Below are 26,757 nucleotides of genomic sequence, written 5' to 3'. Positions count from 1 at the left end.
CTATATGGAACTCAAAGGTATCCCCCTGTTTCGCAAAGGCCGCCTCGCTGCAGTACTGGCAGCGCTGCTTGCAATACCCCTGGCTCAGGCCGATGTATTGCGCATTGGTGTAGCAACGGCCGGCGGAGGTGACCCGGTAACGTTCAGTGGCTCGACCTTGGGCATCGTGCGCAATCAGCAACTGCTGGAAAAGGCCTTCGCTGGAACCGGTACCGAGGTGCAATGGTTCTTTTTCAAGGGGGCTGGCCCCGCGGTAAACGAAGCCTTATCGAACCAGCAACTGGATTTCGCCTACCAGGGCGATCTGCCCGCAGTCGTCGGGCGCTCCAATGGGCTGGACACCAAACTGCTGGCCGCGCTGGGTGTGCGTGCCAACCTTTACCTGGCAGTTCCCAAGGGCTCCGAGGTCAAAAGCATCGAAGATCTGAAAGGTAAAAAGGTGGCGGTTTTTCGTGGAACCAACGGCCATCTGGTGACGATCAATCTTTTGGCGGCGCATGGTCTGACCGAGCGCGATATCAAGGTAATCAACCTCGATACCGGAAGCACTCAGGCAGCCTTGGTATCCAATGGAGTGGATGCCGCATTCGGCGGCCGCGAATTGTTCAAGCTTCGCGATCAAGGACTGATCGACATCGTTTATGACAATCCCACCCAGGAAGTGCGCTACACCCGGCAGACTGCACTGGTGGTTCGGGGTACCTATGAGAAAGAACATCCGGACAACGTGCAAAAGGTTGTCGATACGCTGGTGGATGCGGCGAAATGGACATCGGATGTCAGCCATCGTGATGCTGTCTTTACTGAATGGGCCAAGAGTAATGAACCCGCAGAATCACTACGCGCCGACTTTACCGGCGTAAGCCTCAGGGACAGAGCCTCGCCTCTGGTCGACAACTTTCTGCTTGGCCGCTATCAGGCCGTGGCGGACCAGGCCAAGGAAGAAAAACTCATCCGTCGCCCCGTCAGTATCGATGGCTGGTTCGAGACCAGCTACTTGCAAAAATCCCTGAAAACCAAGGGGCTTGAAAACTACTGGACGCCCTACGGCCCGGACGGCAAACAGCCGGCTGGCAATGCAGTAGCGGCAGCGACCAGCAAGCAAGGGAGCTAGGCAAATGGCCAGGGCACAGACCGTCAGAGTAGCGCCGTACGCGACGCCGGCATTACCGAGCGACAACGTCAAACGCTTGCCACCGTCACCGGCCCGTTCAGTTCGCAAGGTAGAGGTGCTGCGCACGTCAGCCTGGACCTTCAATCCGGGTGATAAAGCCTTGCCCTGGCTGTTGCCGCTGGTGTTGCTCGGCTTATGGTACCTGGGGGTGGAACGCGGTTGGCTTTCAGAGCAGGTGCTGCCACCGCCAGGCTACGTTTATCAAACCTTGTCGGACCTGATCACCTCTGGTGACCTTTGGCTTAACGCCTCCGCCAGCTTGCAACGGGTGGTCGTCGGATTTGCGTTGGGTGCATTCGTCGGCATAGCGCTGGGCTTGGCCATGGGCCTTTCCAGAACGGTAGAGGATTATCTTTTACCCACCTTCAACGCGCTGGTGCAAATACCGGTACTGGGCTGGTTGCCGTTTGCCTTGCTGCTGTTCGGCATCGGCGAGACGCTCAAGTATGTGCTGATTGCCAAGGCGGCCATGGTGCCGATCACTCTGTGTACGTTGCAGGCTTTCCACCAGGCGCCCAAAGGGCTGTTGGAAGTCGGTCGGGCCTACGGCTTCAGTCGTCGGCAAAGCGTCACCTCCATCGTCTTGCCGGCGGCCATCCCGACGCTGTTCACGGGTTTGCGTCTGGGCTTCACCAAAGCCTGGTTATCGCTGGTAGTGGTTGAGTTGGTGGCATCGAGTGAGGGCCTGGGTTACCTGATTGTCTATGGGCGCCAGCTGTTTCAACTGGACCTGGTGATGGCGGCCGTTGTGGTGGTCGGTGCTCTCGGCCTATTGATAGATCGCGGTTTCGACTACCTGGAACAACGCTTGAGTCGGGGTCGGCCAACTGCCGGGGGACGACTGTCATGAGTGCGATTATCTCAGTCGGTAGCCGTAACCGTCGATATCGCGGATGGGTCTTGCCAATTGCCGCCATTACCGTGTGGTGGCTGGCTTCGAGCCAGGGCTGGAGCCAATCGGGCTTGCTCGTTTCGCCGGAAAAAGTCGCCACCACGGCCTGGGATCAAATTGCCTCGGGCAAGTTCTGGCGGGCCATTTCTGCCAGCCTGGCGCGTAACCTCAGTGGCTTTTTTATCGGCACCACGCTTGGCCTGGTATTGGGTTGCCTGCTGGGCCTGTCGTGGTATTTCCAACGTCTGGTAGGTCCGAGTTTCAATACCTTCAAGCAAATTTCTCTGTTCGCCTGGATCCCGTTGATCTCGGTGTGGTTCGGCCTGGGCGATGTGGCCAAGGTCGTGTTCCTGTCACTGGCAGCGCTGGTGCCGGTGGTGGTGAATACCTGCGACGGTTTACGCAATGTCCCACCCAACCTGTTGGAAGTGGCGCGGGTCTACGGCTTCACCCGTTGGCAAACCATCGTCGGGGTCATGCTTCCCGCTGCCTTGCCGTCGATTTTTACGGGGATTTACCTGGCGCTGGTCTATTCCTGGCTGGCAACCATCGGTGCCGAATACCTGCTGGTATCGGGGGAGGGGATCGGCAACACGCTGATTGATGGCAGCGAACATTTCATGATGGACCTGGTGTTATTTGGAATGGTGGTTATCGGCCTGGTGGGCTGGGGCCTCAACGCATTGGCCCGGACACTTGAGCGGCGAATGCAGCGCCTGTACGGCATCGCTCCTCGTTGATTGGCACTTTCAAAAGGATTGCAACATGCTCAACAACAGCCTGACCCTCGAAAACATCAGCAAGCGTTTCGCTTCCCGACCGGGCAGTTCGACTCAATTGCAAGTACTCGACAACATCCACCTCGACATCGCTCCCGGGGAGTTCATCAGCATCGTCGGTGCCAGCGGCTGCGGCAAATCCACGCTGCTGCGACTGATTCTTGGACTGGACGAAGAATATGACGGGCGCATCCTGCTGGATGGCAAACCCATCGAAGGCACTGGCCTGGAACGTGGCATCGTATTTCAGGACCACCGCTTGTTCCCCTGGCTCAATGTGGAACAGAACGTCGCTGTCGGCCTCAAGAATTCACCCCTGAGCGCTGGGCAGAAACGCGACACCGTGCGCGAGCACATTGAGCTGGTCGGCCTGCAAGACTTTATCGATGCCTACCCTCATCAGATATCCGGCGGCATGGCGCAACGCGTGGCCATAGCCCGCGGGTTGGTCAATCGCCCGAGCGTGCTGCTACTCGATGAACCGCTGGGTGCCCTCGATGCCTTGACCCGTGCGCGCCTACAGGGCGAGCTGCAAAACATCTGGGTCAAGGAAAAAATCACCATGATCCTGGTCACGCACGATGTTGATGAGGCGGTATTCCTGGGGGACCGCGTGGTGGTGATGCAGCCCAACCCCGGCCGCATCCGGCGCATCCTCGACATCGACTTGCCGCGTTCACGCAACCGCAGTGACAGCCGCTTCATTGCCCTGCGCGACGATGTGCTGAGCGATTTTGCCGAGCTGCACTGAGACGCTGCGCCTGACGCCGTGCGCAATTTTTTTTTCAAACTCAATTTTTTCAGGGAACGGGAAATGTCCGAACGCCAGCTCAGCCTCAACCTATTTATCTATCCGAACGGCCATCACGAAGCGGCCTGGCGTCACCCACAATCGGTGCCGGAATCCTCCATGGATATCGGCTATTACCAGCAACTGGCACTGCGTGCTGAACACGAGAAACTTGATGCGATTTTCTTCGCGGATTCTCCTTCACTGGCTGAAAGCGGGCATGAGGGTTTGCGCATTCGTTTCGAACCCATCACCTGGCTGGCAGCGATTGCCGCAGTGACCCAACGCATAGGACTGATCGCCACGGCCAGCACGACCTACAGCGAACCCTACAATCTGGCCCGCTCATTCAGCGCGCTGGACCACCTCAGCAAGGGGCGCGCCGGCTGGAACATCGTAACCACTTCCATGGCCGCTGCAGCCGCCAATTTTGGTCTGGATAAACATCCCTCGGCGTCTGACCGCTACGCTCAGGCCGAAGAATTCGTGCAGGTGGTCGGTGACCTGTGGGACAGCTGGGAGGACGATGCGCTGGTGCTGGACAAGACTTCCGGAGTGTTTGCCGATGGTGACAAGGTGCATGCGATCAACCACGTAGGTACCCACTACAAAGTAAAGGGCCCATTCAACTCTCCGCGCTCGCCACAGGGGCGGCCGGTGCAGGTGCAGGCGGGGTCTTCTGAAGATGGCCGTGATTTCGCTTCCAGGCATGCCGAAGCGATTTTCACCGCGCACCAGACCCTGCAAAGCGCGACCGAATTCGCCAACGATATCCGTGCTCGAGCGAAGGCGGCGGGGCGCGATCCTCGCCAGCTGAAAATTCTCCCGGGCATCAGCCCCTACATCGGTAGCACCGAAGCCGAAGCCCAGCGCAAGTTCGACGAGCTCAACGAACTGGTGCTGCCGCACATCTCGTTAGGTCAGCTACGCCGCCTGTTGGGGGTCGACCTGACCGGGCACGATCTGGATGCACCGTTCCCGCGCCACCTGATCAACTTCGACAGCAGTGAAAGCCAGTCAAGCCGTTTCAAATTGATCATCGACATTGTCGACCGCGAGAAACCGACGCTGCGCCAACTGATCAATCGCCTGGCGGGTGCTCGTGGGCATTGGGTGCCGGTAGGTACGCCGGTGCGGATTGCAGACTTGATCGAGCAGTGGTTCCGCAGTGGTGCCGCCGATGGTTTCAACGTGATGCCGCCAGCGTTCCCCGAAGGTTTTGAAGTGTTCCTCGATGAAGTGCTGCCGATACTGCGAAAGCGTGGCCTGTTCCGCAGTGAATATTCGGGCAGTACCCTGCGCGAGCATTACGGCTTGAATCGCCCGGATTCGCGTTTTTCCCTGAAGTCCGCCTGAGCGAGGAGCAGATAGTCTTGCGCAGACCAGGACGGCCTGGCTGCAACCGGACTCAAAGCAGCCGCTTGCAGATCATCCCGGGCCGTTCACGCTCATACCTGATCCATCACCTCGGTCACCCCCCGGTCCTCACCCAGGAACCCGCCACTCTGATGGTGCCACAGCCGCGCATAGATGCCGTTCCTGGCGAGTAATTCGGTGTGGGTGCCCTGTTCGTTAATGCGCCCATCATCCATGACAATAAGTCGATCCATCGCCGCAATCGTGGACAGCCGATGGGCGATGGCGATGACGGTTTTGCCCTTCATCATTTCATCGAGGCTTTCCTGAATCGCCACTTCGACTTCCGAATCCAGCGCGCTGGTAGCCTCGTCAAGTAGTAGGATCGGGGCGTTCTTGAGCATCACTCGGGCAATCGCGACGCGCTGGCGCTGGCCGCCCGAAAGCTTGATGCCGCGCTCGCCCACCAAGGTGTCGTAGCCGGTGTGGCCTTGCCGGTCGCTCAGTTGGCTGATGAACTCATCGGCCTGGGCACTGGCCGCGGCACTGCGGATTTGTGCGTCGCTTGCATCGGGTCGGCCGTAGGCGATGTTGTCGCGAATGGAGCGGTGCAGCAGGGAAGTATCCTGGGTGACCATGCCGATGGCGCTGCGCAGGCTGTCTTGTGTCACGTGCGCAATGTCTTGCCCGTCAATGCGAATCTGCCCGCTGTCGACATCATAGAAGCGCAGCAGCAAGTTGATGAGCGTGGATTTGCCCGCGCCGGAGCGGCCTACCAGGCCGATTTTTTCGCCCGGACGAATGTTCAGGCTCAGGCCATCGAGCACCTGGCGTTCGCCATTGTAGTTGAAGCGCACGTTATCGAAGGTTACTGCCCCGCCGGAGGTCACCAGCACGCCCGCGTCCGGCGCGTCCTGCACCTTGGGGCCGCGGGTCAGGGTTGTCATGCCATCCTGCACGGTGCCGATGCTCTCGAACAGCGAGGTCATTTGCCACATGATCCAGTGCGACATGCCGTTGATACGCAACGCCATGGCGGTAATCGCCGCCACGGCACCTGTGCCGACTTCGCCCAGGTGCCACAGCCAAAGTGCATAACCGCCGGCTGCCATGATCAACGCCACCACCAACGCCTGGTTGACGATCTCGAATTGGCTGACCAGGCGCATCTGGCGAAAACCGGTCTGCTTGAAATCCTCCATGGCCGCGCGCGCGAAGTGCGCTTCACGATTGGAATGGGAGAACAGTTTCACTGTCGTGATGTTGGTGTAGGCGTCTGAGATACGTCCCGTCATTGAGGAGCGCGCATGGGCCTGTTCCTGTCCGACTTTCCCCAAGCGGGGCACGAAGTAGAGCATGGCCAGCCCGAACAACACGATCCAGGCAACGAAAGGCAGCATCAGTTTCAGTGCGAAGCCGCCGGCCAGTGCGATGATCGCGATGAAATACACCCCGATTCCGGGTGCGATCTCGATAAGGGTGAACAGCACGTCGCGCACGGCCAGCGCAGTCTGCATCACCTTGGTGGTGACCCGGCCGGAGAACTCATCGGAAAAGAATGAAAGGCTTTGCCGCAGCATCAGGCGGTGGAAATCCCAACGCAGCCGCAACGGCAGATTGATCGCCAATATCTGGTGCTGCACCATGGTACGCAACGCCACCAGCCCGATGCTGGCCACCATTACGATGCCCATGCCCCACAACACGCGACTTTCCTGCGCAGCCGCATCACCACCAGCTTGCCAGGTCGAGAGCAGATCCACGACCTGACCGAGGAAAGAAAACAGCCAGGCTTCGTAGATCGACACACCGGCACTGAGCAGCGCAAACGCGAGAATATAGCCGCGGGCGCCCCGTGTGCACGCCCAAAGGAACCGAGCCAGGCCTTCGGGTGGCGGTGGTACCTCGTCGGGCGGGAAGGGGTCGAGTCTTTGTTCAAATGCGCGAAGCATGGTGGTCTCCGAAACAACAAGTTAAGGGGATTCTGCCATTTAAAGGTTGCTTTGAGGGTTAGAGTTGGCGGGTATCCTGCCAATCCTAAAATTGTGATGGTGGCTCTTTTCCGGCCTTGATATGCGAAAAGACCTGATCTGGATTTGCCTGACACCAATATCTGAACAGAAGGCACGACAGGTTAAGGCCGGATTCTCAGATATGTGACGATATTACAATTTGGTCACAAGTTGTCAACCGCCTTTGAGATGAGTAGGCTGTTCGCATGAACCAGTCATCAATATCCTCGCCCAGCTCCAGCTCCAGCTCCAGCTCCAGCTCCAGCTCCAGCTCCCGCGGCCCAGCCGATCACGACATTCGAGACCAGATTGTCGCGGCGGCCAATGAACACTTCAGTCAGTACGGCTACGGCAAAACCACGGTTTCCGACCTGGCCAAGGCCATCGGGTTTTCAAAGGCCTACATCTACAAATTTTTTGATTCCAAGCAGGCGATCGGTGAAGCCATCTGCGCTAATTGTCTGGCAGAAATCGTCGCGACTGTGGAGCAGGCTATCAATGTGGAAGGCCTGTCGCCGACGGAGCGCTTTCGACGTTTGGTCAAAACGGTGATCGCCACAGGTGTGAATCTGTTCTTCAACGACCGAAAACTCTATGACATTGCAGCATTCGCGGCGTCGGAAAGCTGGCCTAGTACGCAGGCTTATGACGCACAGATCAAACGCTTCGTGTCGCAAATCGTGCGGGAAGGGCGAGAGATTGGCGAATTTGAACGCAAGACTCCACTGGACGAGACAGTAGAAGCGATTCATCTCGCGCTACGGCCATTCGTCAATCCTTTGCTGCTGCAGTACAACCTCGATTTCGTCGAGGAAGCGCCCACGCTCACCTCCAACCTCATCTTGCGTAGCCTCATGCCTTGACCCTCGGCTAAAGGTTTACGGCATACCCGGGTCAGCACCAGATCATCAAAACGGCTTTTCACTTTGCCCTTCTTCCTATCCGTCGAAGGGCATTTTATTTATCTGATTGGTGACTAAAGACTGAATTGGTCATATGAATAAGTATGGGGATGCGTCGCTTCTACTGTTTCATCTCAGTGATACCCATAGAGTTCAAACAATGAAAACAATATTGCTCAAGAGCCCATTAGGCCTTGCTGTCGTGCTCGCATCCTCAAACGTTTTTGCAAGCGGCTGCGCTCTCAATGAACAAAGCATCAGCGGGATGGGATCAGCTAAGCTGCCCTTGCCGTGTTTCGCGATCGTTACCCGAACAGCGTCGCCACCTGTGCGACGTGGGTGCCCCGGCGCAGATCGAAGCGGTGTTCAAGGTTCAGCGCGCAGTTCGGGGGACTCGATGTCTTGGTCAGCAACGCCAGGAACGCCGGGCCGACCGCCCGGGATCGACGCGATCACCGATGAGGAATGGCAGCGCACCATCGACATCAACCTCACTGGACAATACCGGTTTGCCCATTACGCGGTGGACTGCTCAAAGCGTCACCCCGCGCGCAACTGATCCACATCGCGTCGATGGCCGGACGCTTGGGTTATGTTTGGCGCAAATCAAGGCCAAAGTGACGTGGTGATCAACATCACCACCGGCGGTGCACCGACCATGGGCGTGGAAGAACGCCTGCAGCCTGTGGCACAGCTCAAGCCGGAACTGGCGTCGCTGAACATGGGGTCGATGAACTTAAGGCTGTACGAAATGCTCGATCGTTTCACCGAGTTCAAGCACGACTGGGAGCGGCCAGACCTGGCCGAAAGCGTCTAAAATTTTCGTGTATCTGCAAGGCTCCGGTTTTTCATGTATCTAGAACACCCGAGCATTGATTTAACACTTGGGGAAATTATCGTCCGTCGCTTTTGGGCCGAAATCGCCGTTAATGTAGAGATCGAAGTTTTCCACGGTCTGGGCGGAGACAGCCTTGTCCAACCGATGTTTTATAAACCACCGGCCATTCACGCGGTGATAAGTAACATCATAGTAACCTGCAGCACTTCGCTGCCCATTATAGTTGGCGTTAGGCCTGAACAAACCAATCCACTGAAAATGCAACCGACTATAAGCCCTGTCACCGATGAGCTGGATTCGGGGAAGATGCATGAAGTGCAGCCCCTTGTAGAAGGCGTCGATGTCCCGGCAGAAGGCTGAGAGTTGTGCGCTTCCGGTGATGATCTGACGTTCTTGAGCACCGGCGGGGGCCAAGTCGAGCACGCCATCACTTGTGAACAGCGCTGCCCAGCCATCACCATCACCGGCATCCCAACTCCGTGCATATTCTGCCTCAAGATCTATGATTGCCAGACGGGCTTCAACCTCCGCGAGACGCATTTCAAGGGCCGCTAACTTTTCGCCATTCATTGTATTTCAGCTCCAAGCGTTTTCAGGGGCGTCGATACAATCTGCACGTTGAAAACTACGGGGTCAGAACTCCAAGTCATGTGACAGTTCCTTGTTGTTGTATTTTTTGTTCGGCTCTACTCAGAGGCCTGGCAGCCGTCATAGTCCAAACGGAGATTGGAAGCGGCACTTTCGCTTCCGCCTGGCTTCTCGTGCATTCAGTGAAGGCTCTCTATCGTCTCTTCAGACTAAGACACCCATCTGTTTGACCTTTAGGATCAGATCCAAAGGCCAATTCCAGAGAGAGCACCGGGTATGACTGTCGAGCGAGATTTCACCAATAAAGTGGTGTTGGTTACAGGTGGCACCAAAGGCATTGGATACGGGATAGCAGAGTGCTTCCTGAAGGCCGGCGCCACAGTACTGGTGTGCGGACGTAATGCTCCGCTGACATTACCGGGCGCAGAAGGGCGATCGGCGGATTTTTTTCCTGCGGATATTCGCGAGAGCGCCGACCTGGACAGACTCTTCACCCATATCCAAGAGCGCTATGGCCGGCTTGATGTGCTGGTAAAAAATGCCGGCGGTACGCCTTATTCTCTTGCAGCCAGCGGTTCAGCCCGCTTCCACGAGTCGTTGATCAGCCTGAACCTGACCGCACCATTGCTTACTGCATTGCGGGCGAATGCCCTTATGCAGGATCAGGACACAGGAGGAGTCATTCTGTTCATCGGCAGCGTGGGCGCTTACTCGGCCAGGCCGGGTAGTGCTACCTATGCGGCGGCCAAGGCTGGCGTGCTCAGTTTGACCAAATCCTTGGCAGTGGAGTGGGCGCCCAAAGTCCGGGTGGTCTGCGTCAGCCCCGGGCTGGTACAAACCGAGCAGTCTCATTTGCATTATGGCGATGATGACGGCATCGCTGCGGTGTCCGCTACCGTGCCACTTGGACGTATGGCACAACCTTCGGATATCGGTGAAGCCTGCTTGTTCATGGCTTCTTCGCAAGCAGCGTACATCAGTGGGGTAGACCTGCTGGTCCACGGCGGGGGCGAGCGCCCTGCGTTTCTCAATGCGGCATGTGTGAACAACGAATGAATCCCCGGCCTTTGCTCTAGTCCTGATGGACGATGAGTCAGCTTGTTCTCTCGGCCAGCATCTGGCCAGGTTCTACTTCTTCAGAATAGGAAATGACAAATGACACAGGCGGTCATCGTATCCGTAGCGCGCACGGCAATGGGCAAGGCCTATCGAGGGGCTTTTAATGACACTGAAGCGCCAGTACTCGGTGGTCATGTAGTGCGTGCAGTGGTCGAACGGGCAGGAATCGAATCGTCCGAGGTCGATGATGTGGTCATTGGCGTAGCGGCTCAGCAGGGGACTCAGGGCTACAATCTGGGTCGCTTGTGCGCTTACACGGGCGGCCTGCCTGACTCTGTGCCTGGCATGGCGGTGGACCGGATGTGCGCATCGGGATTGATGAGCATCGCAACGGTCGCCAAGGGCATCATGTGTGGCGAACTGAACATTGCAGTGGCCGGTGGTCTGGAGTCAATTTCGCTGATCCAGAACAAACACAAAAACACTTATCGGCTCCAGTCCAAAGCTGTGCTGGAGGTCGCGCCCAGCGCATATATCCAGATGATTGAAACCGCTGAAATCGTCGCGAAGAAATATGCGATCCCGCGTGCCTTGCAAGATGAGTACTCCCTGCAAAGCCAACAACGTATCGCAGCGGCTCAACGTGATGGGCTATTCAGCGAGGAAATCGTACCCATCACCACGGCCAAACAGCTGTTCGACAAAGAAGGCAACAGCCTTGGCCATGAACTGGTCACCCTGACCCAGGATGAATGCAATCGGGCAGATACAACACTCGAGAGCCTGGCGAACCTGAAGCCGGTTTGGAAGGGGGGTAATTGGATTGCTGAAGGAGAACACATAACCGCGGGCAACGCCTCGCAACTGTCCGACGGAGCTGCCGCCAGTTTGCTGATGAGTGCTTCTGAAGCAAAACGCCGTGGATTACAACCGCTTGGGGCTTACCTCGGCCTTGCGGTGGCTGGCTGTAAGCCCGAAGAAATGGGCATCGGTCCGGTTTATGCGATTCCCAAACTACTCAAACAGCACGGGTTGGCGGTCAAGGATATTGGGCTGTGGGAGATCAACGAGGCATTTGCCTGTCAGGTGATTTACAGCCGCGATCAGTTGGGTATTCCTCAGGACAGGCTTAACGTCAACGGCGGCGCTATTGCCATTGGACACCCCTTTGGAATGAGTGGCACGCGGATGGTCAACCATGCCTTGCTCGAAGGCCGACGTCGCGGCGTTAAATATGTCGTTGTGGCCATGTGTATCGGCGGTGGCATGGGAGCCGCCGGGCTTTTCGAGGTGTTATGAGCGTGAACGCCCAAACCGGTGATTGGTTATCACGGATTCAAGCGCGCCTCGATCAGCCTTATGCTCGGGTATTGGCGTGTGATCCCGTGAATCCAAGCATGATTCGGCACTGGTGCGAGGCTCACGGCGTCGATGATCCACGCTATCGGGTAGGCGTGGGTGAATGCAGTGACGCACAGTTGTTGGCCCCACCGAGTATGTTGCAGGTCTGGCTTCAGCCGGGCCCTTCAGGCTGGCGGCCGGAAGGCTCGGCGCAATTGGATGCGACGGAAATTATCCGGCTGTTCAGTGAGGGAGGTTATACCGGTCTGGTTGGCGTCAATGTTGATCAGGAGTTCGTTCGATACCTTCGCGCGGGGGAGCAGCTTTATAGCGTCAGTACCCTTGTGTTGGTGAGTGATCGCAAAACCACAGGGTTGGGTGACGGTTACTTCTTCACTGTGCGCCAGGATGTATTTGCTCAGGACGATGAAAAGGTTGCAGTCCTGCACTTCCGTCAGTTGTGCTATGTGCCGAGGGAGTCATCATGACCAGTACTTCGCCTGTGCGTTTTGAAGATATTTGCGTCGGCCAATCTTTACCGACATTGCGGGCTGAGGTGACGACCAGCAGCATCGTTACCAGTGCCATGGCCACCCGTGATTTTCATCCAATTCACCATGATATCGATACAGTCCGTAAGTTGGGGCACCCAGAGCTTTTCTTGAATATCTTTTCAAGCGCTGCCTATGTCGAGCGCTTCGTCAGTCAATGGGCAGGAACCGAGGCGCGTCTTAGCAGGATGAGCATTCGGCTAGGTGCTCCGTGTTATGCAGGCAATACGTTACGCATTGAGGGTACTGTCAGCGACTCAGGGGCCACGTCAATGCGCTGGGTTGAAATTGAGATGCATGCATACGGGAATGAAATCGTGCATGCCAGTGGTGCGGTCAGGCTGGAGTGGCCTTGAGTGGTTATTTTCTGCCCGCAAATGTAGTGTCCGATTCTCAAACAAGAATAAGCAGAGGATGACCTGATGAACGATGGCAGTACGGCGGCCGCTATCGGCGCCAATGAAAACGCCAAAGCGTGTGTGGTTGTGGCCGGCCCTGCGCTGGTGGCACTGATCCCTATGGCTGCGGCGCCTGCGCTACCGGCCATGGCGGTACAGTTCGCCGCTGAAGGTGACGGGGCACTCTTTGCACAGTTGGTGATGACGATTCCAGCGGTCATGGTCATTCTCGCCGCTCCTCTCATGGGCTATCTCGCTGAGCGTATTGGGCGTCGATTGGTACTGCTCAGTTGTCTGTTTCTGTTCAGCCTTTCGGGTGCTTGTGTGATGTTGTTGAGCGATCCCTGGTTGCTGATCGGCTCACGATTATTGTTGGGTGTTGCTGGCGGTGGGCTGCTAACCATTTCATTTGCATTGGCGGGGGATTTCCAGGGACACCTTCGTGAGCGCGTACTCGGTTTTGCCGGGGCGGGCGCGGCGCTGATGGCCATAGTCGCGATGGTCGCCGGCGGGCATCTGGTGGACTTACTGGGATGGCGAGGGCCTTTCATACTCTATTTGTTAGGTTTGCCTGTGGTGCTTCTCGGCTGGTTTGTAGTGGCTAGGCATAGTGCTGTAGAGCGTATCGTTAGCGACGTCAAGTTTCCGATAGGCAGCCTTTGGCCTCTTTATTTGCTAACCATTGTTTTGACCATTGGCCTATTCATGCCGGGTATTCAGGGGCCGTTCCTGCTTGAGGCGGATGGAGTAGAAAGCGCGACGACTCGAGGCCTCGTGCTATCGGCATACTCACTGGTGGCTGCGATTGCCGCCGGTAGCTTCGGTTACTTGCGCCGTCGTTTAGAGCCAAGAGCAGTGTTGGTGCTCACGGCGCTCGCTCTGGGCATCGGCAGCCTGGTCATGGCCGCAGCTCACAGCGTCTTCGGATTGATCCTGGGTTGTGTGATTACCGGGATTGGGGCGGGTCTGGTGGAGCCGATTACGGTATCAATGATTTTGTCCCGTGCGCCGGAATCCGTGCGAGCACGGGCGGTTGGATTGCTCTTGAGCGCGGTGTTCCTCGGGCAATTCCTTAACCCTTTGGCGGTAGGTCCTCTACGGACACTTTACAGTATCCATGGTGCATTTTTTGGCGTCGGGCTGCTCTTCATTGGTCTGGCGGTCATGCTTTTGTTAGTCGCACGCAAGCGCGTAGCCAACGCGGTGCCAGTGCCTTCCAATAGCGAGCGTTGAGCGCAGAGTCAGCGATACTTAAATGCCCCAGCCGGTGTTCAGGCTGGGGCATTTTTTTCATTGTGCTTTTTTGAAGGCAAGCTGCAAGGCAGTCGCTGCCACGCTCAAGGCCTCGTCGGCCGCATCAATAACCCCGAGCATGCTGGCGAAACCATGGATTTGCCCCTCCCACCGGTGGAGGCGAGCAATGACTCCTGCCGCCCTCAGTGCTTTGGCATACGCCTCGCCCTCGTCGCACAAGGGGTCATACTCGGCGGTGATTACGGTGGCTGGCGCCACGGCAGGTGAAAGAGTGGCTCGTAACGGAGAGGCGTGTGGGTCGTTCGCCGCCGATTGATCAGGCAAGTACTGATCCCAGTACCATTGCATCATTTCAGTGGTAAGAAAGTAATCTTCGCCACGTGCCCGGTAGGAGGGGCTGTCGAAGCGGCAGTCGGTTACCGGATACAGCAGCACTTGATGGCAGAGTGTCGGTGCGGCGTTTTGTGCGTCGATGTTGGCGATCACAGTGGCCAGATTACCTCCGGCACTGTCACCGGCGATGGCTATGCGACTTGGGTCGCCACCGAGTGAGGCGGCGTTCGTGATGATCCAGTTCAGCGCGGCAAGGCTATCATCCAAGGCCGCGGGAAATTTCGCTTCTGGCGCCAGGCGATAGTCGACCGACACAACCAGGCTTGCTGCGCGATTAGCCAGACAACGGCAGACGTTGTCGTGCATCTGTGGCGAGCCGAAGACAAAGCCACCACCGTGCAGATAAAGCGTAATGGGTAGCGGTCCTTCAGCGTCGGGATAATACAGGCGCAGGCTCAGTCGGCCAACGGGACCTTCGATACTGAGGTCTTCGATACGTCGCACCTCATCACCGGGACTGAAGGGTGATTGGCCTTCGGGCATCAGGGCCAAGGCAGCGCGGATCTGGGCGCCGTCCATGCTGTAGTCCATCGGCGGCATCAAGGACAGTAACTCCAGGGCGGCCTTGGCTTGTGGGTGAAGTGGCATGAGTCTGTTCCTGTTCGTTATGGAGGTAATCAATCGTGCTTGGTGGTTGCCAAAATGCGTTGTAGTCGGCGCTCGGCCGCTGTGCGAACTTCCTGTTGAGGGAAAATCCAGAACTGCTGTGCCTCGATCCCGGCCAGCACTATTTCAGCCAGAACTTCGGGGGACATGGCATGGCTGATCAAATCACGTAAATGTGCATTCAGATCCCCACTGTGGACAGAGCCATTGTCATTCAGGTTTCGGGCGATACCTGTGCTGATGGCAGCAGGACAGACCACCGAGACGGTGATGGGATGTCCAGTAGCTGCCATTTCTGCAGCCAGGCATTCGCTCAGAGCAATTACTCCATGTTTGGACACAGTATAGGGTGCCACCCAGGCTCCGCTCGTAAGTCCGGCCAGTGAGGCGATGTTCACGACATGGGCGCCACCTGTTTGATTGAGCAGGCGCGGGATGAAGGCATGAATGGCGTGAATCACGCTCCACAGATTGATATCCAGCACACGCTTCCATTCTTGTACATCGAGTTCCCAGCTGGCACCGCTGCTCAGCACGCCAGCATTATTGATCAGCAGGTCGACGCGGCCGAACTGTTCGAATGCCCTTATGGCCAGGTTCTCAACAGCAGCGGACTCGGCGACATCCGTTTCGATAGACAGGGCCGTGACACCCTGCGCGCTCACCTCGGCATGGACCTGTTCCAGACCAGTCAAGTTGATATCCGCCAGCACCAGCTTGCAGCCGCGCTTGGCCAGTGCAAGTACTAGGCCTTTGCCGATGCCGCTGGCCGCGCCGGTCACGACAGCTACCGAGTTTTTGCAGATGCGCATGGGGGTCGTGCTCCAGCTTTGAAATAAACATTGTTCTAGCGCGAGAGACGTCCGCGCAGCATCGTCCGCACGGACTAATCGGCAACTCGTCCAAATGGGGTATGTGCAGATCGGAGGTGGCGCCTAACGTGAGCAAAACCTGAGCGCGATGCGTGCCTGACGCGCGCGCTTTATGTGGTCCGGCTGGATTTGGCGCCAACGTGCGCTTCGTTTTGAGGAGAGAGAGATGGCACTGGGACACAAGATCGAGACACAAGCGATCCCGGAACGTTACGCCCGTGGCTGGCATTGTCTGGGGTTGGCGCAGGATTACAAAAACGGCAAGCCACATAAGCTCGATGTGTTTGGCACCAAGTTGGTGGCCTTTCAGGGTGAAGATGGCAATGTGCATATACTCGATGCGTATTGCATTCACATGGGCGCCGATCTGAGTATGGGAGAAGTGCAAGGCAACTCTGTCGTTTGTCCTTTCCATCACTGGAGTTGGGGGGCGGATGGCAAGTGCAACAGTATTCCTTACTGCAAACGAATTCCGCCAAGAGCCAAGACCAAAACCTGGCCAACTCGTGAGCAAAATCTACTGTTGTTCGTCTACAACGACCCGGAGGGTAATCCACCGCCGCCAGAAGTCGAGATTCCGCGCATCGATGCCTGTTTCTCTAATGAGTGGACGGACTGGAGCGTCAAGTATTGGCTGTTCAATACCAACTGCCGCGAGCTGGTCGACAACTTGGCGGACGAAGGTCACTTTAATGCGGTCCACCATGCTCCGAATGATTATTTCGCCAACATTTTTGAAGGGCACAAGGCCAGTCAAATCACCATTGGTGGCAGTGAAACGCTGACGGAAGGGGGGTTGAGTACCTACAACACCTATTTCGGACCGGCTTACCACATCACCCATATGATCGCCGAACAAGGCGGTATGGCCATTGAGTCGATCCTGTTGAACTCGCATGTGCCGCGGGATCTCAACAGCTTTCATCAGCGTTTTGGTGTGATCGTCAAGCGCGTGCCAGGGATGTCGGACGCCGAGAACGAAGCGTTGGCCGAAGCGTATTCGAAGGCAGTGTTCGATGCCTTTGCCCAGGACCAAGTGATCTGGGATAACAAGGTGAGAATCGACAATCCTATGCTCTGTGAGAACGACGGCCCGATTTATCAGTTACGCAAGTGGTACTCGCAGTTCTACACCGACGTCGTAGATCTGCCAGCGGATGTCGGTGAGCGCAAGATCTTCGAAACCGTGACCAAGGTGGCATCGCCTGCGATGCATCACGTGTTCGAGCAGGAAGATTCCGGGGATCAATGTTCCACGCCGCTACAGGCCGGTCGCACGGCATGATTTGACAAATGCAAGACGGGTGGAGGGCGGACCGGGTTGATCTTGGTTCGCCTTTTTTTTGCGTCAGTGAAACACCCGTCGGGGGAGGAGCTGGCCGTTAGTCTTTTTGGACGATGCCTGGGGCCCGTGCGAATGGAAGGATAGGGTTAAAGGCACACAGTCTCTGGTGTGACCATCAGGCTTTTATAGGGAGAAATTGCATGTCCATTCAGTCCGTACCCAAGACGGCGATCCCGAGTGAGTACGACCTCGTACAGCGTGCTCGCGCGATGGTGCCGCGGTTGCTTGAGCGTGCAGAACAGGCCGAGCGAGACGGTAAGGTCCCCGATGAAACGGTCGGTGAAATGCTGGAAGCCGGTTTCTTTCGTGTCTTGCAGCCCAAACGGTATGGCGGTTATGAAATGTCACCGGCGACGTTCTACAAGGTGCAGATGACCTTGGCCGAGGGCTGCATGTCGACCGCCTGGATCTACGGCGTTTTGGGAGTCCATCCCTGGCAGATGGCCTTGTTCGATGAGCGTGCCCAGGACGACGTTTGGGGGAGCGATACTTCCACTCTGGTGGGGTCAACTTACATGCCTGTCGGTAAAGTCACGCCGGCAGAGAAGGGGTTTCGTTTGAGTGGTCGTTGGAGTTTCTCCAGCGGTTGCGAACATGTTGAGTGGATTTTTCTAGGGGGAATGGTTCCTCCCTGCAACGAGGGTGGTACGCCGGAATACCGGACTTTTCTGTTGCCAAAAAGTGACTTCGAGATCGTCCGCAACTGGAATACCTTCGGCCTCAAGGGCACTGGGAGCCACGATATTGTTGTCGAGGATGTTTTCGTTCCGGAGTATCGAACCCATCGCACCCGTGACGATTCAGTAGCGGCCCGTCCAGGCTTGGCCATCAACGATGCGCCGCTGTACCTCTTGCCATTTGCACAGGTGTTTGTGCGTGCAGTGTCGTCTTCCTGTATCGGTGGTCTGCAGGGCGCGCTGAATGCATTTCGAGCGAGTGCCGCAGTTCAAGTCAGCCGCAATTTCCTCGGTGCGACCGCCAATGATCCATCGGCTCAACTGGTGGCCAGCGAAGCAGCTTCAGCGGTTGATCAACTGAAAACGACATTGTTTCGCAATTTCGAGGCGCTAATGAGCGCTGCTGAGAAGGGGGAGCCGGCCCCTATCGAAGACCGTTTGCTGTATCGCTTTCAATCGTCTCAGGCGCCGGAAATCTGCGCGCATCATGTCAGTCGTCTACTCAAGGCTTGTGGTGGTTCCGGGCTTTATCAAAGCCATCCGGTGGTGCGCTATTTCCTCGATATTCATGCGGGGCGAGCACACGTCGCCAACTATGCAGACCCTGTGGGGCGCAACTTCGGTGGGGTGCTCTGTGGTCTTGAGAATAAAGACACTACTGTTTAAGCGCCTCTGGGCGTCTTTCAGTCCCGCCAATAATAACGACAAGATCAGGCCATGAATGCGATAGCAAGCCGGGAAGAAGCATACGATGTGGTGGTGGTCGGGACCGGGGCGGGCGCGATGCTGACGGCTGCCCGAGCCCACGACTTGGGGTTGTCGGTACTGGTGATCGAAAAAACCGACAAATACGGCGGCACGTCTGCAGTGTCGGGTGGGGGGATCTGGATTCCCAACAACGACCACATTGCAGCCAGCGGCGGTAGCGACAGCATAGAAGACGCAAAGGCGTATCTGGTTGCTGCGGCCAAGGGAGAAGTGGCCCCTGAGCGCATTCGTGCCTATGTGGAACAGGCGCCACTCATGTTGCGCTATGCCGAAGAAAAGACGCGCATGCGTTATCGCGCCGTGCCCAATTACGCCGATTATTATCAGGATTTGCCTGGTGCCAAACTTGGCTACCGGACCCTCGATCCTTTGGCATTCGATGGTCGCTCCCTCGGTTCGCTATTATCCCGGTTGCGTGAAACTTCTCCCACCATGCTGATATTCGGGCGAATGGGCATGACCACGTTCGAAGCCATGACCCTGTTGGCCCGTGTGCCCGGTTGGAAGAAACTCGCGTTCAAGCTGGGTTGCAAGTACTGGCTGGACTTGCCTGGACGGCTTCGCAGTAAGCGCGATCGTCGGTTGACCATGGGCAACGCGCTGGTGGGCTCGCTGCTGCGCTCGTTGCTGGATCGCAACATTGCGATTTGGTTGAACACACCGTTAAAAAGCCTGCGAGAAGAGGGCGGCCGTGTGGTTGGCGTACAGGTGAATCATCAGGGACGGGAGCTGTTCATTCATGCCCGCAAGGGCGTAGTGCTGGCTGCCGGTGGTTTTGAGCGCAATCAGCAAATGCGTGAACAGTACTTGCCCAAGCCCACTCAAACCGGTTGGACGGCAGCGCCACCCTGCAATACCGGGGATGCGATTCTGGCCGGACAACAGTTGGGGGCTGCGGTGGATCTGATGCAGCATGCCTGGTGGACTCCTACCGTACATGTACCGGGTGAGGAGAAACAACGCGGCTTGTTTTCCGAGCGCGCCTTGCCAGGGTGCATCGTGGTCAATCGACTGGGTAAGCGCTTTGCCAACGAAGCGCAGGACTACCTGGACTTCGTTCTGGCGATGTATGAAGACCACGCCAGGACGAAAGCCAATCTACCGGCCTGGATGATTTTCGACGCTAACTTCCGGCGCAAGTACAACGCAGGTCCGCTGGTCTCTGCTTCGGTCATGCCTGATGCGCTGCTGCCACGTGATTGGCTGGGCAATGTGTTCTTTCGCGGTCAAACCCTCGAATCCCTCGCCAGCGCCATTGGTGTCGATGCAGCAGGTCTGACGGACAGCGTGCAGCGTATCAACCGCTACGCGGCCACGGGTATCGATACAGATTTTGCAAAGGGCGGTAACCAGTATGACTTGTTCTATGGCGACCCTACCGTCAAGCCGAATCCGTGTCTTGGACCGATCCTGAAACCACCGTTCTACGCACTGAAACTCGACGCGGGAGAGATCGGAACCAAGGGTGGCCTGGTGACCGATGAGTTCGCTCGGGTGTTGAACGAGTCCGGGCAGCCTATCGTCGGCCTCTATGCCACCGGCAATACTTCGGCCTCGGTAACCGGGCCTTCTTATCCGGGGGCGGGCGCCACGCTTGGGCCTGCGTTGACATTCGGTTTCATTGCCGCCAACCATCTTGCGGGAGAGAAAAATGCTTGAAGGAAAAATTTGCCTGGTCACGGGTGCGAGTCGAGGCGTTGGCCGTGGCGTAGCACTCGCGCTTGGCGCCGCGGGCGCTACGGTCTACGTGACTGGACGCAGTGTGCGTGAAGGTGATGCGCCTTTACCCGGCACAGTTTATCGCACCGCTGAAGATATCGACCAGGCAGGCGGACAGGGCATCCCCGTGGTCTGTGATCATGCCGACGACGCTCAGGTTCAGGCCTTGTTCGAGCGGGTTCAGCGTGAGCAGGGGCGGCTCGATATTCTGGTCAACTGTGCCATCGCCATTCCTGCAGAGCTGACGGATATCGCGCCGTTCTGGAAGAAGCCGTTGGCAATGACCGAGTTATTCGGGGTCGGTATGCATTCGGTGTATGTCGCCTGTTATCACGCGGCGCCCTTGCTGCTCGAAACCCAGGGGTTGATCGTCAATATTTCTTCCGCTGGCGGACGTTGCTATATGCATGGCCCGGCTTATGGCGGTGCAAAAGCTGCGACCGACAAAATGTCCCATGACATGGCTCACGACTTTCGCGCATTTGGAGTCAGTGTTGTGTCTCTGTGGCCGGGGCTGGTCAAAACCGAGCGGACCTTGGCTGTCTGTGCGGCGGAGCCGGAGAAGTACGGCGACTGGCTGGCCATGGGCGAAACGCCGGAGTTTCTTGGGCGGGTAGTGGCGGCGTTGTATCTGGATAGCGAGCGACAGGCGCGTTCAGGAAAAGTCTTCTATGCCGCTGAATTGGCAGTGGATTACGGCGTGCAGGATGAGGGCGGCACACAGCCTCCATCCCATCGTGCGTTCCTCGGTGACCCTCCTGAGTTCTCTTCGGCAGTGGTGGAGTAGCACGCAATTTTTTTTGATCATCGCTCCCCTTCACAAACTGATCATGGCGCCCCGTAAAAGGGGCGTTTTTTTGCGGCAAAGATTTAAAGCGCTGGCGATAGTCCTATTGGACGATGAGTCCAGACGCATTGAATCCGAGAATCCAGACATCCCAGAACCAATTACAAAAAAGTAAGGGGCGCGCTTTTGAAGACTCGCATGCAAGACAAGGTGGTGTTGATCACCGGCGCAGCCAGTGGTGTAGGCCAAGCGGCCGCGCAAGCACTGGTGGAGCAGGGAGCCCGCGTGGTCGTCGCCGATGTTGACGAGCACAATGGTCGTGAAACCGCTCAACGCTTGGGCGAGGCTGCACTGTTCGTACGCTTGAACATCGCTGATGAGTACGATTGGGAACAGGCTATGGCCGTGACTTATGCGCATTTCGGACGCCTGGACGCGGTCGTCAATAATGCCGGTATTTTGCCGATGGACGATATCGAGCAGACCAGTCTGCAAGAGTGGCGGCGAACACTTTCGATCAATGCCGATGGGACTTTCCTTGGCTGCAAATACGCCATTCAGGCGCTGCGTGAGAAGGGCGGCGCGATCGTCAACCTCGCTTCCACCGCCGCTGTCGCGGGTCACCCTGGCATGTGCGCTTACTCGGCTTCCAAGGGGGCCGTGGCTGCGCTGACGCGTAACGTGGCTGCGCATTGTCTCAATCATGGCTATCGAATCCGCTGCAATACGATCATTCCTGGGGGAATCCGCACGCCAATGACGGCTGCCATCTGGAGTGGGAATGATGACCTCAGTTTTACTGACAATCCCAAATCACCTTTCTGTGAGCCGCAGGATGTCGCCAATCTGATCGTGTTCCTGGTCTCGGATGAATCGCGATACATCAATGGCACCGAAATGCGAGTCGATAATGCATTTCTGGTGGCGCTCGGTTGAGCAGGAGATTTTAAAACATGAGCGGCCCGGTTTATCACACCCTTCGTATCCGAACCGTCATTGAAGAAACGCTGGACGCCAAGTCTCTCGTGTTCGATGTTCCGCTGTCGTTGGCTGAGACCTTTCGCTATCGGCCGGGGCAGTTCCTCACGTTGCGTTTACCCGTTGGCGAGCGGCACTTGCCCCGTTGTTACTCTCTGGCCAGTTCGCCCTTGGTCGACGGCGCGATGCGGGTCACCGTCAAGCGCGTTCGCGACGGGCGGGGCTCCAATTGGGTCTGCGATAACCTGAACGCCGGCGATGAGTTGCAGGTGCTGCCACCTGCTGGCGTATTCACCCCGAAATCCTTCGAGGGCGACTTCTTGCTCTTTGGTGGGGGGAGTGGCATCACCCCGGTGCTGTCGATCCTACGCTCGGTATTGGTGGCGGGAACGGGACGAATCTGTCTGATTTATGCCAACCGCGATGAGGCCTCGATCATCTTCCGTGATGAGTTGAAAACCCTGGCGGCCGCCCACCCATCACGTCTGCAAGTCCTGCATTGGCTGGACTCGGTTCAGGGTATTCCTTCGGTCGCCCAACTTGCGGAACTGGCCAGGCCGTGGCGTCAGGCCAATTGTTTTATCTGCGGTCCGGGGCCTTTCATGGATGCGTCGGTCGAGGCGTTGCACGGTCTGGAGATTCCCCAGGCACGGATCCATGTCGAGCGCTTCGTGTCCTTGCCTGAAGAAGGGGCTGAGGTCGTGCCGATTCAAGGCGATGGCCCGGTCAAGGAAGTGCGTCTTGACGTCACGCTCGATGGTGAGCAGCACCAATTGACCTGCACCAATCAGGAATCCCTGCTCGACGCCATGCTGCGCGCTGGTATCGATGCGCCTTATTCCTGTCGCGCCGGTGCCTGTGCGACCTGCATGTGCACGTTGGTGAGCGGAAAAGTGAATTTACGCGTGAATGATGTCCTGGACAAAAACGAGCTGGCCGAAGGTTGGACGTTGGCATGCCAGGCGGTCGCCGACAGCGATCACATCACTTTGCGCTTCCCGGATTGATCGTGCCGGGCCGTCTTAACATTGAGGTTTATTGAACATGGCGTCGAATACTCTGACAATCCCTCGCATGCTGGCGCACTCGGCGCAGTGCCACGGTGAACGTACCGCTATCGAGGAAAACGGTGTTGCGCTCACGTACGCACAGTTACATCTCAACGCCTTGAGAGTCGCCGCGGGGCTGATCGCCCTGGGCGTCGACTCCGGTGACCGAGTGGCCATCTGGGCACCCAACGGCAGCCAGTGGATCGTCGCGGCACTGGGTATTCATTGCGCAGGTGCGGCGTTGGTGCCGGTCAACACCCGCATGAAAGGCAGTGAAGCCGGTTATGTGTTGGCATCCAGTGGTGCGCGCGTCCTGTTCAGTGCCGGGCAGTTTCTCGGCAGTCACTATCCTGAGTTGCTGGCTGAACATCGTCCGTCCTCATTGACGCAGATCGTCGTCCTCAATGATGCACGTCCCGCCGAACTGAGCTGGGAAAAGTTTCTCGATAAAGCGCAGGAAATTGATGATTCCGTGGCTTTCCAGCGTGCGGCAGCGGTGACTCCGGACATGCTCAGCGATGTGATGTTCACCTCTGGCACTACGGGTAACCCCAAAGGCGTCATGACCGCACACGGACAGAACCTGAAAGCTATCGACGGCTGGGCTCAGGCCATGGGCTTGTGCGCAGAAGACCGCTATTTGATCGTCAATCCGTTTTTTCATGCCATGGGTTACAAGGCGGGCTGGTTGGCAGCCTTGTTGCGTGGCGCGACAATCCTGCCGCAACAGGTTTTTGATACGTCGGCCGTATTGAAAGCCATCGAGCGTGACCGCATCAGCGTATTACCTGGACCGCCCACGGTATTCCATAGCTTGTTGGCCGACCCTGCTTTGGCGACGACTGATCTTTCAAGCTTGCGCGCAACCATCACCGGTTCGACCACCATCCCCCCCAGCCTGATTGAGCGCATGCGTAGTGAGTTGGGTTTCAAAGTCGTGCTAACCGGCTACGGTCTGACGGAGTCCTGCGGGTTTGCCACGTTGACCTCCCGAGATGATTCGCCACAAGTGGTCGCTCATAGTTGTGGCCGAGCGATGCCGGGCGTTGAGCTGAGGATCGTTGATGAGCACGACCGGGAGGTTGTGCCAGGTACGGCGGGTGAGGTGCTGATTCGAGGCTACAACGTCATGCAGGGGTATTTTTCCGATGATGCCGCCACTCGTGAGGTGGTCGACACCGAGGGTTGGCTGCACACAGGAGATATCGGTTTGCTAGATGAGGCGGGCTGTCTGCGCATCACTGATCGACTCAAGGACATGTACATAGTGGGTGGCTTCAACTGTTACCCGGCGGAGATCGAACGATTGATCGCTGCTCACTCTGCCGTCGCTCAAGTGGCGATAGTTGGTGTCCTGGATGATCGTATGGGGGAGGTTGGGCGAGCCTTTGTAGTGTTACGTCCAGGTGCGTCGATGAATGGCGAGGAGTTCATTGCCTGGTGCCGCACGAACATGTCGAACTATAAAGTGCCGCGCTACGTCGATTTCGTTGACAGCCTGCCCACTAACCCCAGCGGTAAAGTCCTCAAGCGTGAGCTGCGGTCGGTGGCGCTAGCGCAGGTTTCCTGAACGGGAAGCGTGCGTAGTGATTAAGGGAAAGGGAACCGATCGGTTCCCTTTCTACGCTTTGCCTGGCTCATCGGCCACACAATAATCCTGTCTGTCAGCTTGCGCATCGAATCCTCTCCAGCAGGGTTCGACGGGCAATCGAAGCGCTGATCTTCAAGGGTTTTTGATTATCGAATCGATAGTCTCAATGGACGATGTTTGATCCCGCTATCCGTCTGAGAATCCTCATCAGGTAATCGAAATTTCTGAGAGGCACTCATGATCGATATCAGAGGACTGGCCTACGTGGTCGCGGAGTCGACCGACATTGCCCGTTGGAAACGCTATGGCGAGCAGGTAATGGGCTGCATGTCGACACCGGCGGCAGTAGGTGGCGTCTATCTCAAGCTCGACGAGCGTCCCTATCGCTATGTCATCACACCGGGTCCGCGTGATTGTTACTTCGCTTCCGGTTGGGAAGTGGCCGATCAACAGGCATTCGACAAGGCCTTTGTCGAGCTGGAGGCCGCCGGTGTCAGTCCGCGAAAGGCAACCGCGGCTGAGCTGACTTCACGCATGTTTCAAGACATGGTCTGGTTCCTTGACCCCTCTGGAAATCGCCATGAAGTGGTCTGGGGTCTGAAGTCTGACTTCAAATTTTTCGATTCGCCGGTCGGTGTCCCGAAATTTATTACGGGAGCGATGGGGCTGGGGCACACCGTCCTGCCTGCTCCGAACTTCGACGCCACCTGGGTCTTTTTCCGCGATGTGATGGGCTTCGGTTTGTCCGATATCTACAACCATCAGGCAGGTCCCGATGCTCCGGTCCAGCGTCTGCACTTCACCCATTGCAACAACGGTCGTCAGCACAGCTTGGCGTTGTTTGAAGCTGAGGCACCGTCCGGTTGCATTCATGTCATGGCCGAAGTCGATTCGATGACCGAAGTCGGACGGGCCATGGATCGTTGCAAGGCGCAGGGGTTCAAGCTTCTGGCGAGCCTGGGTCAACACGTCAATGACGAAATGGTTTCCTTCTACATGGAAACCCCCGGAGGTTTCGCGTTGGAGTACGGGTACGGCGGGCTGGTCGTGGACTGGAACCAGCACTCGGTCTTTGAGGCCACTGCGATCAGCTATTGGGGGCATGACTGGAGTCTCGGTCTCGCCACTGCACACCTGGATAAATGAGGCCCACGATGAATAAAGAACTCAGCGCAAAGGATGTCGTCGCTCGACTGCGTGATGGCATGACCATCGGTATCGGTGGTTGGGGACCGCGTCGCAAGCCCATGGCGATCGTTCGTGAACTGCTGCGCTCGGACCTCAAGGATCTGACGATCGTCAGCTACGGTGGGCCAGAGGTGGGCATGCTGTGTGCTGCGGGCAAAGTCAGCAAACTGATTTTCGGCTTCGTCACACTCGACGCCATTCCGCTGGAACCTTACTTCCGTAAAGCCCGTGAAGCCGGTGAGTTGCAGGTCATGGAGCTGGACGAAGGGATGTTCGAGTGGGGCTTGCGTGCCGCAGGCATGCGTATGTCTTTCCTGCCGACTCGCTGCGGTTTGGGCACCGATGTGCTTGACCGCAATCCTGATCTGCGCACGGTGCGTTCGCCTTATGACGACGGTGAGGTCTATGTCGCCATGCCGGCCTTGAATCTCGATGTGGCGCTGATTCATGTCAATGAATCGGACCGCTTGGGTAACACCTTGGTCAAGGGGGGCGATCCGCTCTTTGATCACCTGTTCGCCCGTGCCGCCAAAGAGTGCTACGTCAGCACGGAAGTCCTGCATGACTGCTTTGGCCTTGGACCAGACATGGCTCGCCTGAATTTTTTCGAGCGTTACCTGGTCACTGGCGTGGTGCACGCACCCTATGGCGCGCACCCCACCTACAGTGGCCCCGACTACGGCTGGGATCTGGAGCACTTGAAGCGTTATTGCGCCAGTGCCACCCAGGAAAATGGCTGGCAAGGCTACGTCGATGAATTCATTGCCTGCAGTGAAACCGAGTACCTGAGCAAGGTCGGAGGCGCCGAGCGCGTCAGCAAATTGCCTTTGCCGATTTTCTAGCTTTCGCA

The 26,757-nt window shown here is 57.2% G+C and carries 25 protein-coding genes and 1 pseudogene; 22 read left to right on the top strand and 4 right to left on the bottom strand.

From position 1 onward, the window contains the following. Positions 1–4: 4 nt before the first annotated feature. From ACM6IR_RS07490 to ACM6IR_RS07470, 5 genes are all read left to right on the top strand, one after another. Complete coding sequence (locus ACM6IR_RS07490) at positions 5–1,114, top strand: ABC transporter substrate-binding protein (protein WP_414907104.1); 1,110 nt, start codon at positions 5–7, stop codon at positions 1,112–1,114. Between the two features lie 4 nt (positions 1,115–1,118). Continuing rightward, the gene (locus ACM6IR_RS07485) at positions 1,119–2,024 is read left to right on the top strand and encodes an ABC transporter permease (RefSeq protein WP_414907103.1); all 906 of its coding nucleotides are present in this window, start codon (positions 1,119–1,121) and stop codon (positions 2,022–2,024) included. Continuing rightward, the gene (locus tag ACM6IR_RS07480; RefSeq protein WP_414907102.1) at positions 2,021–2,806 is read left to right on the top strand and encodes an ABC transporter permease; all 786 of its coding nucleotides are present in this window, start codon (positions 2,021–2,023) and stop codon (positions 2,804–2,806) included. Before ACM6IR_RS07485 ends, ACM6IR_RS07480 begins: the two co-directional genes overlap by 4 nt. A 25-nt stretch (positions 2,807–2,831) precedes the next feature. After that, on the top strand, positions 2,832–3,596 hold the full coding sequence (locus tag ACM6IR_RS07475) for an ABC transporter ATP-binding protein (protein ID WP_123367948.1): 765 nt from the start codon (positions 2,832–2,834) through the stop codon (positions 3,594–3,596). 63 nt (positions 3,597–3,659) lie between these two features. Beyond that, complete coding sequence (locus ACM6IR_RS07470; protein ID WP_414907101.1) at positions 3,660–4,991, top strand: LLM class flavin-dependent oxidoreductase; 1,332 nt, start codon at positions 3,660–3,662, stop codon at positions 4,989–4,991. A gap of 92 nt (positions 4,992–5,083) precedes the next feature. On the opposite strand, the gene ACM6IR_RS07465 is transcribed toward ACM6IR_RS07470, so the two are convergent. Continuing rightward, the gene (locus ACM6IR_RS07465; protein WP_414907100.1) at positions 5,084–6,943 is read right to left on the bottom strand and encodes an ABC transporter ATP-binding protein; all 1,860 of its coding nucleotides are present in this window, start codon (positions 6,941–6,943) and stop codon (positions 5,084–5,086) included. A 266-nt stretch (positions 6,944–7,209) separates the two neighbouring features. Between ACM6IR_RS07465 and ACM6IR_RS07460 the strand changes: the two genes are divergently transcribed. The 3 genes and pseudogenes from ACM6IR_RS07460 to ACM6IR_RS07450 all read left to right on the top strand — a co-directional run bounded on the left by ACM6IR_RS07460 (position 7,210) and on the right by ACM6IR_RS07450 (position 8,722). Further along, entirely contained in the window at positions 7,210–7,866 is a 657-nt protein-coding gene (locus ACM6IR_RS07460) for a TetR/AcrR family transcriptional regulator (RefSeq protein WP_414907099.1), read from the top strand. Between the two features lie 321 nt (positions 7,867–8,187). Then, positions 8,188–8,508: pseudogene (locus tag ACM6IR_RS07455) on the top strand (SDR family oxidoreductase); the annotation flags it as partial. Further along, positions 8,498–8,722, top strand: a complete 225-nt coding sequence (locus tag ACM6IR_RS07450) for a 3-keto-5-aminohexanoate cleavage protein (RefSeq protein WP_414907098.1) — start codon at positions 8,498–8,500, stop codon at positions 8,720–8,722. The pseudogene ACM6IR_RS07455 and the gene ACM6IR_RS07450, both read left to right, overlap by 11 nt. 60 nt (positions 8,723–8,782) lie before the next feature. On the opposite strand, the gene ACM6IR_RS07445 is transcribed toward ACM6IR_RS07450, so the two are convergent. Then, positions 8,783–9,313 (bottom strand): nuclear transport factor 2 family protein, encoded by a 531-nt coding sequence (locus tag ACM6IR_RS07445; protein WP_414907097.1) that lies wholly within the window; start codon positions 9,311–9,313, stop codon positions 8,783–8,785. A gap of 294 nt (positions 9,314–9,607) precedes the next feature. Here ACM6IR_RS07445 and ACM6IR_RS07440 point away from each other — a divergent pair, with 294 nt between their 5' ends. The 5 genes from ACM6IR_RS07440 to ACM6IR_RS07420 all read left to right on the top strand — a co-directional run bounded on the left by ACM6IR_RS07440 (position 9,608) and on the right by ACM6IR_RS07420 (position 13,913). Continuing rightward, positions 9,608–10,387 carry an SDR family oxidoreductase gene (locus ACM6IR_RS07440; protein WP_414907096.1) on the top strand — a complete coding sequence of 260 codons (780 nt, stop codon included), beginning with the start codon at positions 9,608–9,610 and terminating at the stop codon, positions 10,385–10,387. 99 nt (positions 10,388–10,486) lie between these two features. Continuing rightward, positions 10,487–11,689: an acetyl-CoA C-acyltransferase gene (locus ACM6IR_RS07435; RefSeq protein ID WP_414907095.1), complete on the top strand. Its 1,203-nt coding sequence runs from the start codon at positions 10,487–10,489 to the stop codon at positions 11,687–11,689. Positions 11,690–11,691: 2 nt separating this feature from the next. After that, complete coding sequence (locus ACM6IR_RS07430; RefSeq protein WP_414907094.1) at positions 11,692–12,219, top strand: MaoC family dehydratase N-terminal domain-containing protein; 528 nt, start codon at positions 11,692–11,694, stop codon at positions 12,217–12,219. Continuing rightward, complete coding sequence (locus ACM6IR_RS07425) at positions 12,216–12,638, top strand: MaoC/PaaZ C-terminal domain-containing protein (protein WP_414907093.1); 423 nt, start codon at positions 12,216–12,218, stop codon at positions 12,636–12,638. Before ACM6IR_RS07430 ends, ACM6IR_RS07425 begins: the two co-directional genes overlap by 4 nt. A gap of 66 nt (positions 12,639–12,704) precedes the next feature. Then, on the top strand, positions 12,705–13,913 hold the full coding sequence (locus ACM6IR_RS07420) for an MFS transporter (protein ID WP_414907092.1): 1,209 nt from the start codon (positions 12,705–12,707) through the stop codon (positions 13,911–13,913). Between the two features lie 57 nt (positions 13,914–13,970). On the opposite strand, the gene ACM6IR_RS07415 is transcribed toward ACM6IR_RS07420, so the two are convergent. Together ACM6IR_RS07415 and ACM6IR_RS07410 are read right to left on the bottom strand one after the other, a co-directional pair. Beyond that, a complete protein-coding gene (locus ACM6IR_RS07415) occupies positions 13,971–14,915 on the bottom strand; it encodes an alpha/beta hydrolase (protein ID WP_414907091.1) in 945 nt (314 codons plus the stop codon). 29 nt (positions 14,916–14,944) lie between these two features. Then, on the bottom strand, positions 14,945–15,745 hold the full coding sequence (locus ACM6IR_RS07410) for an SDR family NAD(P)-dependent oxidoreductase (protein ID WP_414907090.1): 801 nt from the start codon (positions 15,743–15,745) through the stop codon (positions 14,945–14,947). A 226-nt stretch (positions 15,746–15,971) separates the two neighbouring features. On the opposite strand from ACM6IR_RS07410, the gene ACM6IR_RS07405 reads away from it, so the two are divergent. The 9 genes from ACM6IR_RS07405 (at position 15,972) to ACM6IR_RS07365 (ending at position 26,749) form a co-directional block, all read left to right on the top strand. Then, positions 15,972–17,090 carry a Rieske 2Fe-2S domain-containing protein gene (locus tag ACM6IR_RS07405; RefSeq protein ID WP_414907089.1) on the top strand — a complete coding sequence of 373 codons (1,119 nt, stop codon included), beginning with the start codon at positions 15,972–15,974 and terminating at the stop codon, positions 17,088–17,090. Between the two features lie 200 nt (positions 17,091–17,290). Further along, positions 17,291–18,493 (top strand): acyl-CoA dehydrogenase family protein, encoded by a 1,203-nt coding sequence (locus ACM6IR_RS07400; protein WP_414907088.1) that lies wholly within the window; start codon positions 17,291–17,293, stop codon positions 18,491–18,493. Positions 18,494–18,544: 51 nt separating this feature from the next. Further along, positions 18,545–20,254 carry an FAD-dependent oxidoreductase gene (locus ACM6IR_RS07395; protein WP_414907087.1) on the top strand — a complete coding sequence of 570 codons (1,710 nt, stop codon included), beginning with the start codon at positions 18,545–18,547 and terminating at the stop codon, positions 20,252–20,254. Beyond that, positions 20,247–21,101 (top strand): SDR family NAD(P)-dependent oxidoreductase, encoded by an 855-nt coding sequence (locus tag ACM6IR_RS07390; RefSeq protein WP_414907086.1) that lies wholly within the window; start codon positions 20,247–20,249, stop codon positions 21,099–21,101. The genes ACM6IR_RS07395 and ACM6IR_RS07390 overlap by 8 nt, the downstream gene beginning before the upstream one ends. A 186-nt stretch (positions 21,102–21,287) precedes the next feature. Next, positions 21,288–22,037 carry a glucose 1-dehydrogenase gene (locus tag ACM6IR_RS07385; protein WP_414907085.1) on the top strand — a complete coding sequence of 250 codons (750 nt, stop codon included), beginning with the start codon at positions 21,288–21,290 and terminating at the stop codon, positions 22,035–22,037. Positions 22,038–22,054: 17 nt separating this feature from the next. Continuing rightward, a complete protein-coding gene (locus tag ACM6IR_RS07380) occupies positions 22,055–23,086 on the top strand; it encodes a 2Fe-2S iron-sulfur cluster-binding protein (RefSeq protein ID WP_414907084.1) in 1,032 nt (343 codons plus the stop codon). 37 nt (positions 23,087–23,123) lie between these two features. Then, complete coding sequence (locus ACM6IR_RS07375; protein ID WP_414907083.1) at positions 23,124–24,698, top strand: FadD3 family acyl-CoA ligase; 1,575 nt, start codon at positions 23,124–23,126, stop codon at positions 24,696–24,698. Positions 24,699–24,956: 258 nt separating this feature from the next. After that, on the top strand, positions 24,957–25,865 hold the full coding sequence (locus ACM6IR_RS07370; protein ID WP_414907082.1) for a VOC family protein: 909 nt from the start codon (positions 24,957–24,959) through the stop codon (positions 25,863–25,865). Between the two features lie 8 nt (positions 25,866–25,873). Beyond that, the gene (locus ACM6IR_RS07365; RefSeq protein WP_414907081.1) at positions 25,874–26,749 is read left to right on the top strand and encodes a CoA transferase subunit A; all 876 of its coding nucleotides are present in this window, start codon (positions 25,874–25,876) and stop codon (positions 26,747–26,749) included. Positions 26,750–26,757: the final 8 nt, after the last annotated feature.

It is taken from the genome of Pseudomonas sp. IT-P253 (genome assembly GCF_949768125.1).
Taxonomy (GTDB): domain Bacteria; phylum Pseudomonadota; class Gammaproteobacteria; order Pseudomonadales; family Pseudomonadaceae; genus Aquipseudomonas.
The sequence above is the reverse complement of the archived record's forward strand: the minus strand, read 5'-3'. Positions and strand labels throughout refer to the sequence as shown.

Excerpts from the sequence above, each read along its gene's own strand:
- ACM6IR_RS07480 (WP_414907102.1), top strand. The coding sequence starts at position 2,021 with ATGAGTGCGATTATCTCAGTCGGTAGCCGTAACCGTCGATATCGCGGA.
- ACM6IR_RS07390 (WP_414907086.1), top strand. The coding sequence starts at position 20,247 with ATGCTTGAAGGAAAAATTTGCCTGGTCACGGGTGCGAGTCGAGGCGTT.
- ACM6IR_RS07415 (WP_414907091.1), bottom strand. The coding sequence starts at position 14,915 with ATGCCACTTCACCCACAAGCCAAGGCCGCCCTGGAGTTACTGTCCTTG.
- ACM6IR_RS07375 (WP_414907083.1), top strand. The coding sequence starts at position 23,124 with ATGGCGTCGAATACTCTGACAATCCCTCGCATGCTGGCGCACTCGGCG.
- ACM6IR_RS07470 (WP_414907101.1), top strand. The coding sequence starts at position 3,660 with ATGTCCGAACGCCAGCTCAGCCTCAACCTATTTATCTATCCGAACGGC.
- ACM6IR_RS07425 (WP_414907093.1), top strand. The coding sequence starts at position 12,216 with ATGACCAGTACTTCGCCTGTGCGTTTTGAAGATATTTGCGTCGGCCAA.
- ACM6IR_RS07450 (WP_414907098.1), top strand. The coding sequence starts at position 8,498 with ATGTTTGGCGCAAATCAAGGCCAAAGTGACGTGGTGATCAACATCACC.
- ACM6IR_RS07405 (WP_414907089.1), top strand. The coding sequence starts at position 15,972 with ATGGCACTGGGACACAAGATCGAGACACAAGCGATCCCGGAACGTTAC.
- ACM6IR_RS07475 (WP_123367948.1), top strand. The coding sequence starts at position 2,832 with ATGCTCAACAACAGCCTGACCCTCGAAAACATCAGCAAGCGTTTCGCT.
- ACM6IR_RS07420 (WP_414907092.1), top strand. The coding sequence starts at position 12,705 with ATGAACGATGGCAGTACGGCGGCCGCTATCGGCGCCAATGAAAACGCC.
- ACM6IR_RS07460 (WP_414907099.1), top strand. The coding sequence starts at position 7,210 with ATGAACCAGTCATCAATATCCTCGCCCAGCTCCAGCTCCAGCTCCAGC.
- ACM6IR_RS07490 (WP_414907104.1), top strand. The coding sequence starts at position 5 with ATGGAACTCAAAGGTATCCCCCTGTTTCGCAAAGGCCGCCTCGCTGCA.
- ACM6IR_RS07370 (WP_414907082.1), top strand. The coding sequence starts at position 24,957 with ATGATCGATATCAGAGGACTGGCCTACGTGGTCGCGGAGTCGACCGAC.
- ACM6IR_RS07445 (WP_414907097.1), bottom strand. The coding sequence starts at position 9,313 with ATGAATGGCGAAAAGTTAGCGGCCCTTGAAATGCGTCTCGCGGAGGTT.
- ACM6IR_RS07395 (WP_414907087.1), top strand. The coding sequence starts at position 18,545 with ATGAATGCGATAGCAAGCCGGGAAGAAGCATACGATGTGGTGGTGGTC.
- ACM6IR_RS07400 (WP_414907088.1), top strand. The coding sequence starts at position 17,291 with ATGTCCATTCAGTCCGTACCCAAGACGGCGATCCCGAGTGAGTACGAC.
- ACM6IR_RS07465 (WP_414907100.1), bottom strand. The coding sequence starts at position 6,943 with ATGCTTCGCGCATTTGAACAAAGACTCGACCCCTTCCCGCCCGACGAG.
- ACM6IR_RS07410 (WP_414907090.1), bottom strand. The coding sequence starts at position 15,745 with ATGCGCATCTGCAAAAACTCGGTAGCTGTCGTGACCGGCGCGGCCAGC.
- ACM6IR_RS07435 (WP_414907095.1), top strand. The coding sequence starts at position 10,487 with ATGACACAGGCGGTCATCGTATCCGTAGCGCGCACGGCAATGGGCAAG.
- ACM6IR_RS07485 (WP_414907103.1), top strand. The coding sequence starts at position 1,119 with ATGGCCAGGGCACAGACCGTCAGAGTAGCGCCGTACGCGACGCCGGCA.
- ACM6IR_RS07365 (WP_414907081.1), top strand. The coding sequence starts at position 25,874 with ATGAATAAAGAACTCAGCGCAAAGGATGTCGTCGCTCGACTGCGTGAT.
- ACM6IR_RS07440 (WP_414907096.1), top strand. The coding sequence starts at position 9,608 with ATGACTGTCGAGCGAGATTTCACCAATAAAGTGGTGTTGGTTACAGGT.
- ACM6IR_RS07380 (WP_414907084.1), top strand. The coding sequence starts at position 22,055 with ATGAGCGGCCCGGTTTATCACACCCTTCGTATCCGAACCGTCATTGAA.